The 15,043-nt window shown below is 52.8% G+C and carries 11 protein-coding genes, 1 tRNA gene and 1 riboswitch; of the genes, 6 read left to right on the forward strand and 6 right to left on the reverse strand.

Going from position 1 to position 15,043, the window contains the following annotated elements:
* Positions 1-195 precede the first annotated feature (195 nt).
* Positions 196-456, forward strand: coding sequence for a hypothetical protein (locus LX69_RS10850; protein WP_111446068.1), 261 nt, complete (start codon positions 196-198; stop codon positions 454-456).
* Positions 457-864: 408 nt separating this feature from the next.
* On the opposite strand, the gene LX69_RS10855 is transcribed toward LX69_RS10850, so the two are convergent.
* Positions 865-937: transfer RNA gene (locus LX69_RS10855), tRNA-Gly, on the reverse strand.
* A 201-nt stretch (positions 938-1,138) separates the two neighbouring features.
* Here LX69_RS10855 and LX69_RS10860 point away from each other — a divergent pair.
* On the forward strand, positions 1,139-1,534 hold the full coding sequence (locus LX69_RS10860) for an aminoacyl-tRNA deacylase (RefSeq protein ID WP_221621340.1): 396 nt from the start codon (positions 1,139-1,141) through the stop codon (positions 1,532-1,534).
* Between the two features lie 356 nt (positions 1,535-1,890).
* On the opposite strand, the gene LX69_RS10865 is transcribed toward LX69_RS10860, so the two are convergent.
* The 3 genes from LX69_RS10865 to LX69_RS10870 form a co-directional block, all read right to left on the reverse strand.
* Positions 1,891-3,303, reverse strand: a complete 1,413-nt coding sequence (locus LX69_RS10865; protein ID WP_111446070.1) for an APC family permease — start codon at positions 3,301-3,303, stop codon at positions 1,891-1,893.
* 520 nt (positions 3,304-3,823) lie between these two features.
* The gene (locus tag LX69_RS17785) at positions 3,824-3,970 is read right to left on the reverse strand and encodes a hypothetical protein (RefSeq protein WP_170124337.1); all 147 of its coding nucleotides are present in this window, start codon (positions 3,968-3,970) and stop codon (positions 3,824-3,826) included.
* Positions 3,964-4,581 (reverse strand): L,D-transpeptidase family protein, encoded by a 618-nt coding sequence (locus LX69_RS10870; RefSeq protein WP_111446072.1) that lies wholly within the window; start codon positions 4,579-4,581, stop codon positions 3,964-3,966. The genes LX69_RS17785 and LX69_RS10870 overlap by 7 nt, the downstream gene beginning before the upstream one ends.
* A 200-nt stretch (positions 4,582-4,781) precedes the next feature.
* On the opposite strand from LX69_RS10870, the gene LX69_RS10875 reads away from it, so the two are divergent.
* The 4 genes from LX69_RS10875 to LX69_RS10890 all read left to right on the forward strand — a co-directional run bounded on the left by LX69_RS10875 (position 4,782) and on the right by LX69_RS10890 (position 12,463).
* Positions 4,782-5,972, forward strand: a complete 1,191-nt coding sequence (locus LX69_RS10875; protein ID WP_111446073.1) for a C40 family peptidase — start codon at positions 4,782-4,784, stop codon at positions 5,970-5,972.
* On the forward strand, positions 5,969-7,843 hold the full coding sequence (locus LX69_RS10880) for a hypothetical protein (RefSeq protein WP_111446074.1): 1,875 nt from the start codon (positions 5,969-5,971) through the stop codon (positions 7,841-7,843). Before LX69_RS10875 ends, LX69_RS10880 begins: the two co-directional genes overlap by 4 nt.
* A 258-nt stretch (positions 7,844-8,101) precedes the next feature.
* A riboswitch (cobalamin riboswitch) is annotated at positions 8,102-8,305 on the forward strand.
* A 133-nt stretch (positions 8,306-8,438) separates the two neighbouring features.
* On the forward strand, positions 8,439-10,805 hold the full coding sequence (locus LX69_RS10885) for a carboxypeptidase regulatory-like domain-containing protein (protein WP_221621341.1): 2,367 nt from the start codon (positions 8,439-8,441) through the stop codon (positions 10,803-10,805).
* A gap of 404 nt (positions 10,806-11,209) precedes the next feature.
* Entirely contained in the window at positions 11,210-12,463 is a 1,254-nt protein-coding gene (locus LX69_RS10890; RefSeq protein WP_111446076.1) for a hypothetical protein, read from the forward strand.
* A 446-nt stretch (positions 12,464-12,909) separates the two neighbouring features.
* On the opposite strand, the gene LX69_RS10895 is transcribed toward LX69_RS10890, so the two are convergent.
* Together LX69_RS10895 and LX69_RS10900 are read right to left on the reverse strand one after the other, a co-directional pair.
* Positions 12,910-13,644, reverse strand: coding sequence for a DNA-binding domain-containing protein (locus LX69_RS10895; RefSeq protein WP_111446078.1), 735 nt, complete (start codon positions 13,642-13,644; stop codon positions 12,910-12,912).
* A 255-nt stretch (positions 13,645-13,899) separates the two neighbouring features.
* Complete coding sequence (locus LX69_RS10900; protein ID WP_111446079.1) at positions 13,900-15,003, reverse strand: NAD(P)H-dependent flavin oxidoreductase; 1,104 nt, start codon at positions 15,001-15,003, stop codon at positions 13,900-13,902.
* Positions 15,004-15,043 lie beyond the last annotated feature (40 nt).

Raw genomic sequence — 15,043 nt, forward strand, 5'->3', positions numbered from 1 at the left:
ACACATTAGAATTGTCTTAACCAAGTTTTACGACAGGTTACCAACCTTTCGTACAGCCATTGCCATGCCCGTTTCCATCGTTTCCACCGTTTCCATCGCTGGAAATGGAAACGGTGGAAACAGTGGAAACGGCATCAATGATTGAATTATGTGAAAATCACATATGTTTTTTATTAATCTTTAATTTTTTACATCATGAAAAGTAAAATTTTCGAAGTGCCAACCGAGTTGTTGGCTGAATTTTCTGAACTGTTGTCCGAGAATGAATTGGTCAACGAGATCCAAGGCAGCACCGAGGATGATGAAATCATCATCGAAGTGAGCTATTCGACCAAGCAGAAAGCAACCATCCATGAATTAGAGGATTGGTTGGAAGATGCGCTGGACGAATTGGACGAAGAAGATGAGGATGAAGACGAAGATTCGGACGATGATGAGGAGTCAGAAGACGAATAAGTGACTTTGACTTCAAGAAAGGAACCCCTTTTGCGTGATGCGAAAGGGGTTTTTTATTGTTTCACCGTAAAAAGACGAACATTTTGAGCAAAACCATGGAAAAAGCACCCTTTTTACAGACACATACCTCAAAAAACGTGGGCAATAGCATAAATAAACACCTTAAAACATCGCCTTACCCTCACAAAAACAGACATCAAGCATAAAACATCAAAAAAACCCAAACGAAATCAAGCACCATCAAGAGAAATATAAAGGGAAATAGTGTTTTAGTAATTTTATCGTCCTGAGGCTGAAAAGCCTACCTATCAAAGAAAGGAGAAAATACTTTTAAAAATGTTTTAGTAGTGTTTTAGTAACCCCAAAAAACAAAGGCCTCACATCTCTGCAAGGCCTTGATTATCAGGGAGCGGAAAACGGGACTCGAACCCGCGACCCTCAGCTTGGGAAGCTGATGCTCTACCAACTGAGCTACTTCCGCGTTTGGTGTTGCAAATTTATTGTTTTTTCCATCCCGTCCAATTCTTAGCGCAAAAAAAATGCGCATCGCCCCACCGTAATTCACGGCCATCCCCCTCCCGATGCATCCTATCTCATTCTTGCACACACATCTCACCCAACCGTTGGCCAATGAAATCCCCTGCCCCGATTTTGACTATTTTTGCACACAAATCATCCCGTCATGCAACCAGCCAAAACAACCAAGACCAATGCCGTGCGACAACTCGAGGCCATGGGCATCAGCCATCAACTGGTTCCCTACCAGGTAGACGAATCGGATTTGAGCGCCACCACCCTGGCACTCAAACTGGGACAGGACATCGAGCAAGTGTTTAAAACCCTGGTGCTGCGCGGCGACAAAACCGGCGTGCTGGTGTGTGTGATCCCCGGCGGCGAAGCCCTCGACCTGAAAAAAGCCGCCAAAGCATCGGGCAACAAAAACGTGGCCATGGTGCCCATGAAGGAAATACTGGAACTCACCGGATACATCCGGGGCGGGTGCTCACCCCTTGGCATGAAAAAAAACTACCCACTTACATCGACGAGACCTGCTCGCTGCAGGCCACCATCTTTGTGAGTGCCGGCGTCAGAGGGCTGCAAATCAGCATGGCTCCCGACGACCTCATCCTCTGTTCCGGGGCACAGGTGGCCGATTTGATTTAAGAAAGAAGTGTCTGAGGGGCTAAGCAACGAATCGACGAAGTCGGTTTGCATCGCTAAGAAAGTGCCTGAGAGAAAATAAGCAGAGCATGCAATGGATGTAAGATCAATGTCGTTTCATGAAGAGAAGAAGACGTGAGACAATGAAACAGATGATGAGATGAGGAAAGATATTTAGATCTGTTCAATCTGTCTGCCGCTTATAATTCTTCTTGTCTTTTATCCGATTCTCACTGACGAAACAACATTGGATGTAAAACATTTCTCAACACACTAAAGCCTCCTTTCATCCTTCGATGCCCATCGACGGCGGCGCATCCAAAAATAAACAGGCACCCCCGACAACATGAGCGTCAACCCCATGAAAGCCTCGCGAGGACGCGCCACGATGGTGTTGACAAACAGCACCCCGCAAAAAAGCACAAACAGTGCCGGCACCACCGGATATCCCCACACCCGATAGGGACGATGAGCCTGCGGCATGCGGTGACGCAGAATGAACACGCCCAACGTGGTGGCTCCATAAAAAATGAACACGGCAAACACAATCATGTCGGTGAGTTGATCGAACGTGCCGCTCACCACCAGCACCGAAGCCCAAAGACCTTGCCACAACAAGGCATTGCCGGGAACCTGCGCCCGGTTGAGACGCCCGATGGCCGGAAAAAAAAGACGGTCGCCCGCCATGGCATAATAGGGACGCGCCCCCGTGAGCACACTGGCATGGGTGCACCCGAGCGTGGTGAGCAAAATGAGCACCGAAATAAACCACACCCCGGCCTCCCCGCCCAGGAAACGCATCACTTCGATGGCGGCAATGCGATTGCCCGAAGCATGCACCTGCTCGAGCTGGGGCACCGTGAGCACCCTCAGGTAAGCCGCGTTCACCAGCAGATATACCACAATCACCGCCAGCACCCCCACCACAATGCCCTTGGGCAACGTCCGGCGGGCATCCTTCACCTCACCCCCGATAAAACCCACCGACACCCATCCCTGGTAGGCCCAAAAAGCCGCCAACATGGCCGTAAAAAATGCCGAAAAGGTCACCGGATGGCTTGCCAGATCGCCAATGCCCCATGTTGCCCCCGACGATGGCGGAGCTGACCGCCAACCAAAAGCCACCATCAAGGCCAAACCGATGACCACCATCACCAATATCACACGACTGAGCATGGCGCCTCCCCTGAGCCCTAAAATGTTAAGCCCCGTCAGCAGCAAAATCAGAACAATGGCCACCGCTTTGATGCTAAAATCGGAAAACGGAAAAAAGAGACCTCCCAGGCTCACCTCCTGCCAGTGGGTCAACATGGGTGGCAATGGCACGATGCTGTGAAGCGACTGGGCAAAAATATAGGCCAACGACGAAATGGTGGCCGTTTGAATCACCGCCAGCAGCGACCACCCGTACATGAATGCGAAAAAACGGTTGTAAATCTTGCGCAAATAGGCATACTCACCGCCCGTATCGGCCAACAGTCCGGCCACCTCGGCATTGCTCAACGCCCCCAGCATGGTCACCACGCCGGCCACCAGCCAGGCCAACAACACCCACGAGGCCGAATGCAACTCGGCGGCCATAGGCGCCACCTTTTTATACACCCCCGAACCAATGATATTGGCAATGACAAACATCACCACAAATCCCAGTCCCAGCGACCGAACCAACGCACGCGAATGTGACATGAATGAATTATTTTATGATAAACAACATGGGCTGAATCGGGGTTATGCGACCCTCAGTGTAACTCAGTGTCATACAACATTATTTCACAGAGTTTTTAATGAACACAGTGACACGGGGCCACAGAGTTTTTCAGATTATGATGCAATATCGTTTAGTTAAGCCCCAATGGGGCGCCAGCAATAGAGCAGGGCAAAGCCCTGTTTAAATGTAAAAAACAAACTCAAGCCCTGAAAGGGCGTAAGCTTACGCCCCTTCAGGGCTCTAAGATTGAGTTTGTATTCATCGCCGGGCGATGCCCAACGCTACTGCTTATCGCCCTTTCAGGGCTTAACTTAACGACATTGGATGATGATGATAGTTTGAGAAACATTAAACCTGTGTTCAATTAAAAAAGCAGATAACTCAAAAAGAGTTATATATGTAGTTACACAAAGAAGACACCGAGTTCACGGAGATACACCACCCCATCACTCAAATTACGATCAATTCGAATCATTCGTGCCATTCGTGGATGAATGATTACTGCCCCTCTTCCAACTGATGTGCCCCGTCGGGCAGGAATCGCACCCGAGGTGGCACCCGGTGCGCTTCAAACAGGTCGTAAGCCCGCTTCAAATCGGCCCACAGTGAACAATAATCGCGGTTTTTGACATAAGCTTTTACCAAACGGGCATAAGTGTCCTCATCGAGAGACGTGCGGGATAGATGGTCATTTCAATGCGTTGCTGACCACCATGGTAAGCCTCCACACAATAAAGATACAGCTCCTTGATGCGGTCGTCAGTCATGGCCAGACACCCCGAGGATTCGCACCCCCCATGAATAAAAATGAGGCTGCCCAACAGCCCTTTCACGCCCCGCACGCTGTCTGAAGCGTTGGGATAATTGATTTGCATCGACAAATGATATTTGCTGAAAGGATTCAGTTGGGTGATGTGATAAAAACCTTCGGGAACCTGCAAATCGCGCACCCGCCGTTTGGGCCCCGTTTCGCCCGACATTTCACAAATGGGGTACGACTTCAACAACACAAAGGTCGTATCCGAGAGATTTCGGCCCCATAACTCCACAACTTTCTCGGCCTTAAACGCCCGCAGGTAAATCCTCAAACTGTCACGATTCAGACCGTGCTCACCCAGAAGCTTCACCATTCCCTTTTCCTTGGCCACATAAGCCTCCCGCACCCGCGTGAAACCCTTTTGCCGATCACGAAACGATGGGATGGTTGCACTCATCATCAAGCCACCAACCATAAAACACAACAACAGATTCTTCATATACAAATATGCAGGGTTTCATTCAACACATTCATTCAACATGCACCCGTCCACACAAGGAACACAGCCCCACCGACACAAGCGCACGCCAACAATAGATCTGCAAAAATACACGAAAAGAATTCACAAAAGTTAAGCCTTCCACCTCTTCATCGTTGAGAACTATTCCCCATTTTTGCAAAGCGAAAACAAGCATTCCCATGATTCATTTCCGAACGACGTATCTCCTGCTGTGCTACTGGTTTTGCACAGTGACGGCGTCATTGGCGCAAAACGCCACGATACGTTCCCTTCAACAACAAATACACACCATCGAACAGCAGTGGGATAAACGGGAAGAGGTTCTCGAATTTCAACTGCATCAAACCGACAACGGCCAAGTGGTCATCAACGGTCAAACCACACTGCCCGAAGCTAAAAAACAAATCATGCAACGGATGCACGAACAGGGCATTGACCTGATTGACTCCCTCCGTCTGTTGCCCGAGGCTGCGTTGGGCGAACACACCCGGGCACTGGTCACCCTGTCGGTGGCCAACCTGCGCGCCAGTCCCAACCATGCCTCCGAATTGGTGTCACAAGCTCTCATGGGAACCCCCCTGCGCCTGCTCGATGTGCACGACAACTGGTACCGCGTGCAAACCCCCGACCGATACATCGGCTGGACCAACGCCGCTGCTCTTCATCTGATGACACCTCAAGCCGGGGAGCAATGGACACAGACTTCGCGCTGCATCTTCAACCAACCGGTGGGTCACATAGTGGAGCACCCCCGAAAAAACAGCCCCACCGTCGCAGACGTGGTGTTGGGCAACCTGATGCAGACAGTCCCCGCCCGACGGGGCTACCTGAAAGTGACGCTCCCCGACGGCCGCTGCGGTTATCTCAAAAAGAAACAATGCCTCCCCTTTGAACAATGGAGTCGCAACGTTCCCCATGGCTCCGACATCATCGCCACAGCCAAACAAATGAACGGCTTTCCCTATTTGTGGGGTGGCACCTCTGCCAAAGGCATCGATTGCTCAGGCTTTGTGGCCATGACCTACCTGGCACACGGCATCGTGCTCAGGCGCGATGCCTCACAACAGGTTCAATGCGGGCAAAGGCTTGCCATCGACAACCCTTTGTTGTTCGAGGCCGGCGACCTGCTGTTTTTTGGCACCTGCGAGCAACACGTCACCCATGTGGGCATTAGCCTGGGTGGGGGACGATTCATCCACGCTTCGGGACGGGTACACGTCAGCAGCCTCATTGCCGGCGACCCTGATCATGTGCCCGACCGACATCTGGTGGCCGCCTGTCGCGTGCTCAATGCCATCGGCATGCCCGGCATCACCCCCATCTCACTTCATCCCTGGTACACCCACCGCCCCAACACCGTAAAACCATGAACCGCATATTTTCCCACCCCCTTCAACTTTGGGGCAGTCTGCTCCTTGTGTTAACAAGCTGCAACGGCACCCCCAATCCGGGTCAACCCACGCCCACACTGCTCGAAAAAATTGAATCGGTCATCGAAGGCGAAGCCCCCGATGCCTACTCTCCGCTTAACGCCCTGATGGTGTTGCCCGAGCAACCCCAACCCGGCGACACCCTCCGCCTGGTCACCACGGGGGGGGGCAACATTCGCAAAGCCAAAATCATTGTCAGCAGCCCCTCTGGGGATTTAACATCCTTATCCTCCCGATCGGGCAACGAACTGCCCTGCTGGCGGGTCGAAACCTATCTGGCACAAACCGAAGGCATCCACGAAGTCAACGTCCTCATTGACGGCAACGAAGTGGCGCACCTCTATTTTAAAGTCGCACCGCGCAAAACCCTGCCCAAGGTGGGAAAAATATGGCACACCCGTCGGGGATGGGATGCAGCCATGGAAACCCTTTATTCAGCCTGGGTCAATGCCCTGTTTTCCGGCTGCGATGAGCAAGCATCGTGGAAAGCCTTGCACGAGGTAACCCAAAACCGCGAGCGCAACTTTTTGCACAACAGCCTTTGTTTAAGAGAAGACGAAACCCAAGGGAGTGCCGTGGTGCAGATGACACCCGACTGTGCCGACAACCCTTTCTTTTTGCGTGCATACTTTGCATGGAAACTCGGACTGCCCTTTGGTTTTCACCTGAGCGACCGGGGTTATTTGGGCAAAGCCCCCAAAACAGGACAATGGATCACCAACGAATCGCCCTCCTCGCACACTCATCCGGTGAAAGCCTTCAACACCCTCATTCGCCGTGCCATGGATGGCGTGCACTCAGGCACGGGACGCACCGCCCTTGACAATCCCGATGCCGACTACTACCCCGTTGCCCTCACGCATCAAGCTCTGCGTCCGGGCACCGTGTTTGCCGACCCTTACGGTCACACCTTTATTGTGGTGAGCTATGTGGCGCAAACCAACCATCGTCCCGGCGTGCTGCTGGCTGTGGATGCCCAACCCGATAAAACGGTGGCCATCAAACGCTTTTGGAGAGGAAACTTTCTCTTTAACACCAACGGCGTAGTGGGCGAACCGGGCTTCAAGGCCTTTCGCCCCATTGCCCTGGTCGATGGCAAACTGCATCCCCTGCCTAACGACTCACTCATCGACACACGGGGATATGCCCCCTACTCGTTGCAACAACGCTCAATGGCGGCCGACTCCTTCTACCTGGCCATGGAACGCATCATCAACCCCCGCCCCCTCGACCCGCAAACGGCGCTGATGGATATGATCAAGGCGCTGCACGAACAGTTGCAGGTGAGGGTCAAGTCGGTGGCAACGGGCGAAGCCTACATGCAAGCCCACCCGGGAACTGTCATTCCCATGCCGGGCACTGCCAACGGTATCTTTTTAGCCGGCGGGCTGTGGGAAGAATACTCCACCCCAAACCGCGACCTGCGCCTGCTCATTGCCATCGATGCCCTGTTGGAACTGCCAAATCGGGTGGCCCTATCGCCTCACGATTTTGACATTCCGGCTCTCACATCGCCTGATGACATGAAGCAAAAACTCCAAAAAATCATCGACAAAGAAACCCAAAACCGCACCATCATCTACACCCGCACCGATGGCCGTGAGCAAACGCTGACACTGGCCGACATCATTGCACGGCGCGCGGCCTTCGAGATGGCCTACAACCCCAACGACGGCATCGAGATACGCTGGGGCGCTCCCACGGGCAGCGACGAACGCACCTCGTGCCGACGTCAGGCATCCCCCCATCAGCAAAAAACCATGCAGACTGTCAGACATTGGTTTGAAAAAAGACTGCATCCACCCACGTAAACCTAAAAGCCCCCTAAATCCCCCAAAGGTGGACTTTGGGGTTGTTTCGTCTTTAATTACTTCTACAACCGTGCTTTGTTCTTCTTCCCTCAGGCACTCTGTCGCTTAATTACTCAGTTACGTTGTCCCTTGCCCTCTTGCACTTTCCTGTCTTTCCACGTTGCCATTGCACTTTTGTACTCTTGCACTCTCTTACTCTCCTGCGTTGCCACTTTCTTGCTTTCTTACTTTGCCCCTTTGCGTTTTCAATAATTTCTTTACATTTGCCGCCGATTTGGTTCTCAACCGGTATCCGCCGCGCGAGATGAAAAGGGAATCAGGTGTAAGTCCTGAACAGTCCCGCTGCTGTAAGCTCGTTCAACGTTGCCAACACACTTTGCCACTGCGGCGCCACGTGCGCTGCGGGAAGGCGTTGGGTCAACGGGAGTAAGTCAGAAGACCTGCCAGATCTTTAATCGTTAACAAGCTTTCGAGGATAGGGCTGGTAACACCGTGACGAATCTCCATGTGCTTTTGATTTTGGTCGTTGACCCGTTGCTGTTGTTCATCTCCCCTTTGTCCCTCCGGCAAATGACATTTATTGATGACAATCGGCATGAGGCATCTGACGTTCCTGTTTTATCTACTCCTTATTTTCACCCACGCACGAGCCGTGGCGCCCGACAACCTGTCACTGCAAGGACGGGTGACCGATACACAGGGCAATGGCGTGCCGCGAGCCGTGGTGAGGGTCGATGGCACTTCGCACGCCGTGGCCGCTGATGACCTGGGTAACTATCAACTGGCACTGCCGCCAGGGCAATACCTTGTGACCATCTCGTCGCTGGGATATATCGACAGCCACCAAAGAGTAAACATCACCACCGCCACCCGCCTCGACCTGGTGTTGGAAACCGCACCAGTGAAATTGCACGGTGTAGAAGTGATGGCCAAAAGCCAAAACCAAACCCTGCGTGAAACAGCTCTGGCCATCAACGCCCTTGACGTGAAGCCGCAGGTCAACAAAGCCACCGATGCGGCCATGCTCCTGGGACGCACCAGCGGACTCATCCTGCGACAAGAGGGTGGCCTGGGCTCCAATGCCGACCTGACCATCAACGGCCTGTCGGGCAACGCGGTGCGCTATTTCATCGATGGCATTCCCATGACCACACTGGGCAGCGGCATCAACGCGGCCAACCTGCCACTCAACCTCATCGACCGCATAGAAGTGTACAAAGGCGTGGTGCCCGTGCACTTGGGGGGCGATGCCCTGGGGGGAGCCGTCAACATCGTCACCAACCCCAAAGAGGTCAACTATCTGGATGCCTCCTATGCCTGCGGGTCGTTTAACACCCACCGGGCCGACCTGTCTGCCCGCTACCACCACCCCAAAACCAAACTGGTAGTCCGCCCCACGCTGGGCTTCAACCATTCGGACAACAACTACACCATGCACAACGTGGAGGTGTGGAACGCCACCACCAAGGCCTTCGAAAGAACCTCGGCCAGACGGTTTCACGATGCCTACACATCGGCCTTCGGGCGAGTGGAAGTGGGCGTAACCCGCACCCGTTGGGTCGATGCGCTGCGGGTGGCCGCTTCGGCAGCACAAAGCCACAACGAGATTCAAACCGGCACGGTGCAAAGTGTGGTGTACGGACAGGCGGCCACCCGCATGGAGTCGTCCGGCGTGTCAGTCATCTACCATAAAAACGACTTCCTCACGCCCCGCCTCTCCACCAACCTCTCCTATGCCTTTACCTCCGACCACGAGACGGTGATTGACACCGTGTACCGCAAGTATCGGTGGGACGGCACCTACACCAACAGTTCGGGCAACGAACGATACGGCCGTGCCCGGTCGATGCGCCGCATCCATCGCCCGCAGCACGTGGCCGACCTCGGCCTGACCTACCCCCTGAACGACCACCACAGCCTCACGTTGCACTATTCGCTCAACGCCATTCGCAACCGGCGCACCGATGACGTGGATCCGGAGTTTGTGCCATCTACCGACCGTTTCGACAAGCACATCACCGGCCTGTCGTACCGCCACATCGGGCGCAACCGCAAGATGGAACAGATGCTGTTTGTGAAAAACTATACCAGCCGTCTTGAGGTGCAACAACAAGACTTGTACTGGATCACAGGTGCCAAAGAGATGGGCGGCCATACCCTAACCACACATTGGGGCGGCGGTCTGGCGCTACGCTACGCCGTGGCCGATGCCCTGGCGCTGAAGGCGTCGTTTGAACGTGCGGTGCGCCTGCCCCTGGCTCGCGAGATGCTGGGCGATGGCATCAACACCTACCCCAACTTGCAACTGACGCCCGAACAGAGTTTCAACGCCAATCTGGGCTTGCAGGGCACCCTCCGGACACTGCCCGGCCATCGCCTTGAGTACGAAACCAACGGATTCGTTCGCAAAGTGGACGACTACATCCGCATGAAGATTACCGAAGCTGAAGGCATGAGCCAATATCAAAACGTGGACAACGTGCTGGTCACGGGCATCGACGGTGAGTTGCGCTATGTTGCCGGACGCACCTTCGACTTGGCGGCCAACGCCTGCTATCTGTACGAGGTGAATAAAACCCGCACCCAGGACAACGGCAAACCCGAAGTCACCTACAAAAACCGCATGCCCAACCGCCCCTGGCTGTATGCCAACGGGATGGCCAACCTGCACTTATACAACCCGCTGAAGACATCTAACACCCGCCTGACCCTCTCGTACGACCTGCGTTATGTGCACTGGTTTTACCTCACCTGGGAGGGGTATGGCGTTCTCAAAAGCAAATCAATCATCCCCACACAGTGGGTCAGCAATGCCGCCCTCACCTTCTCGCTGCACAATGGCCGATACAACCTCTCATTCAATGTCAACAACCTGCTCGACCGCACGGTGTACGACAACTTCATGCTGCAGAAGCCCGGCCGTCACTGCATGGTGAAGCTGAGGGTGTATGTGGGGAGTTGAAAGAAGAGTGGCAGAGTGACAAAGCAAGAGAGTGCAAGAGAGCAAGAGAGAACGAACTCACAATTGATGAAATGGCTCAAAGTCCCCTTTGGGAGATATAGGGCCTATACATAAAAACCAGATGAAATGCATCATATGTAAAGACCCGACACACAGGAGCATGCTTGAAATCATGCATTGTCTTGCGTCTTGATACTTGACTCAATGTCGTTTAATTAAGAGAAAAAGATATCAGACAAAGAGACAGATGATGAGATGAAGACAGATGTTTAGATCCATTCTTTTCGTCTCTTCAGTCTAATCTATCTGTCTTTAGTCTAAACATCTTCTTGTCTCTTTTGAGAATCGCACTAGCTTAACGACATTAATACTTGATACTCATATCTTAATACAATAATAAACAGATGAAAAAACCAATCAACTACGTGTGGGCACTGCTGTTTGCCCTGATGTGTGTGCCCTTTACGGCATGCGAAGACAACAACGATGCTGCTGCAGAGGCTGACCCGCTGGAAACGGCTCACTTCGACATTTGGGTCACCATTGGGAGCACTTCGGGCATGGGTAAAGTCACCACCCAACTGGTGCAGGGCGTCAAGTCGCTCGACGAACAAACGTCCATCGACTTCGAGGGCAAAGGTGCCGATGTGTCGGCCAAGCTCAACCCCGAAACCATTGTAAAGGGGCAATACTATTATCAAATCCCCAAGGAGAAGGATCGCTTTGGCAAATACCGCATCAAGGACAACCAAATTGAGGTGGTGAAGGAATTCGCCTTTGAGCAAAACACCCTCAAGGATCGGCGCTTCACCCATGCCTGGATCAACGACACCACGCTGGTGCTGCTGGGCTCCAATGGTCCGTCGGACAAGATACTGTGGATAAAGGTCAATGCCCATCAGATGACCATCGTGGCCGAGGGTGAACTGGCCTTGCCCGCATTGCCCGCCGGTGGTGCCTTTAACCTGGCAGGCATTGCCGCCTATCGACAGGCCGACCACACTCTGATGTACTCATATGCCAACAGCAAAGACAAAACCCGGTTTTACATGGCCTTTGTGAAGCCCGACAACATGAGCGTCGAAAAGGTGGTTGAAGAATCGCGGGCGCAGTTCATGGCCGGCACTGCTTATGGCGAGCTAATGCAAAGCAAGTCGTTTTTTGATGCCGATGGCAACTACTACCTGGCATGCAACAGCATTCTGCCCAATGCCACCAAAGACACTCAGCAATACGGCACGCTATTGCGCATCAACAAAGGCGAAAAAGCTTTTGACGCCACCTATGTCGGCTTTCAGAAACATGCCGCCTCGCATGGCAAAATTGTTACAGCACAATACCTGACCCGGGGCAAAGCGTTGCTGTATGTGCAAGATCCCATCTACACCGGGGCAGCAGGCTGGGGCAGCGACTTTAACTGCTACTACGCCATCCTTGACCTCACCACCGATGCTCTCACCATTCCTGACCTTCCCTTTAGTGAAGGTACCTTTTCGCAACGCTCGGTGATACTGGGCAAGAAGGCTTACATTGGCGTCAACCCCAAAGAATCGGCTTCGACCGTTCACATCTACGACATCGCCTCGGGCACTCTCACCAAAGGGATAACCATTGCCGAAGGATACGCCTTCGACAGGATTGTGGATTTGCAGGACTAAATTGAGAAAGTGTATTGTAAGAAAATATAGAGGTTTCAATGAACACAGAGTAGGAGTAAATGCTGAGGCTAAGACGCTGAATTAATTTATAACGTCTAACATTTAAATATAAATGCAGATAACTCAATAGAGTTATATAACAGGCAAGGAGACTCTTACACTCCACCATTCTGCACCCCTACACTCTGCAGCACTCCCCTTTTCCCCTCTCTCAAATGTAAAAACCTCCCGCACCAATTGTGCCCGGGAGGTTTTTTTTGTATTGACGTAAGTGACGTATTAGCAACTCCGATGGTGCATCGGACTATGCTCCGATGGTGCATCGGACTATGCTCCGATGGTGCATCGGATTAGGCTCCGATGGTGCATCGGATTAGGCTCCGATGATGCGTCGGATTAGGCTCCGATGGTGCGTCGGATTAGGCTCCGATGGTGTATCGGAAGTTTTATTGCACCGTAAGAATCCTGTCGAACACAGTTGTGCGTGGTTCTCTCAGAAGCTCTTTGCCCACGGAATATTGGCTACCCACCTCAAGGGTGTATTGGCCTGGCTCCAATGGGGGAACCACAATCACCAGCTCTGAAGGTTTGTTGTCCACCACATCCGAAGCATCCACAGCAATGGCATCACCGGTCATTTGATTCACAAAACGAATACCCACCAGTGGATGCTCACCCGCCACCTTGAGCTTGTTGCCCCGGATGCGGAGATTGCGATTGGGAGTCACCCGATCGTTGACCGAGCCTGACTTCACATCAAGAATCTCGGTGATGATGATGCCGGTATCGGCCACCCCCATGATTTTCACATCCACATCACCCAATTCTTTGCGCAATAGGTCACCCTGATTGAATTGGAAAAGCACTGAATGTTTGGCCGGATTAAAAGTTTCCTTGGCACTGTCGAACACCCCCTTGATGTGCGCTGAGGCAGTAAAATAGCCGGTATTGACCGAAAAACCGTCCGACAATTGGTAAGCCATCTCCTTCAAAAAGAGATTCACGTTATGCATCATGGCATCAGACGTGGTTGGGGCTCCGCCACGAGTGACTGCCGCTTGGCAAATGTCTGCCACATTCAGTGTTTTCTCCGATAAAACCCGTGCCATGTAATCGTTGGGACTATCGGTTAGCATATTCAAATAAAGATTTGCTTTAATGCTGTGCTTTGCATTATTCATATTGATAAGGTTTTAAAATTAAACATCGGTTAAGATAATAAATTATTAAAACCATCAATACCTTCACCATCAAAGAATCCATCACAATCAAATGACCATCAAGACCAATACATCAATATCACATGAACAGATGAAAAACAAAAAAACTCTGTGCCCCTCAGTGTCTCCTCAGTGGTTCTCGGTGTCACACAGGATGACGCAGAGATGCACGGAGGTTGCACAGAGATTCACAGAGTTTTATGACAGGGACAGTGTTTAAACCAAGGCAGGGGCTTGCGTTGCCTCGAGCTCGTATTCGGCGACCAGTTGCGCCATCACGTCGGCCACGGATTCTATTTGGGTGGCGCGCCAGGCGTTGGTGCCGGCAAAGGCAAAGCCCTCGTCCATTTTGCCCTGCGAGGCGTTGTACAACACCTGGGCGATGCAAAAGGGGGCTTCTTTAAAGTTACAGGTGCTCAGGCAGTGCCAGGCGCACTTAAAGGGCTTGGTTTCGCCGCGCTGAATTTGCTCCACAAAGGCACTCTTGACCACACGGCCGGGCAACCCCACGGGGCTGTCGATGATGTCGATGCCCGAGGCGTCGGCACAGGTGAGGTAGCTTTGTTTAAAGGCCAGGTCGGCATCGCACTCGTGGGTGGTGACGAACCGGGTGCCCAGCTTCACGGCTTTAGCACCGGCTTGCATGATGTGGTACATGTCGTGCCCGGTGTAGATGCCGCCGCCGGCGATGACGGGTATTTCACGCCCAAACTGCTCCTCGAAGGGACGCAGGGCGCTCACGGTGTCGCGTACCAGCTGATGCAAGGGCACGGGTTCCTGCGAGAGTTCGCTCTTTTTAAACCCCAGGTGACCACCTGCCAGAGGGCCTTCGACCACCACGGCGTCGGGGATGCGCTGGTATTTAGATGCCCACGATTGAAAGATGAGTTTGGCCGCCTTGCCCGACGACACCTTCACCACCAGCTTGGTACGAAAATCGGTCAAACCCGCTTCGGCCAGCATGGCGGGAATCTTCAGGGGCAAGCCCGCCCCCATCACCACCAGGTCGGCATCTTCCTCAATGGTGGTGCGGATGAGCGCCTCGTGATCGGTAAGCGCCATCATCACGTTCACCCCAATGGCGCCGTTGGTGAGGCTTTTGGCTCTGCGTATTTGCTGTTGCAAGGCGCGGATATTGGCTCCTTTAAAATTTTTCATGTAATCGGGTTGACCCATGCCAATGCCGGCGGCCGAAATCATGCCAATGCCGCCTGCGTTGGCCACCGCCGAGGCCAGCCCCGACAACGAAATGGCAATGCCCATGCCCCCTTGTACAATGGGTTGCTTCACGATGAGATCCCCAATCTTCAATGCTTCCATAATTGTGTTGAATGAATTTTGGGGCAAAGCTACCTCTGGG

This window comes from Breznakibacter xylanolyticus, assembly GCF_003254275.1.
Lineage (GTDB): Bacteria > Bacteroidota > Bacteroidia > Bacteroidales > Marinilabiliaceae > Breznakibacter > Breznakibacter xylanolyticus.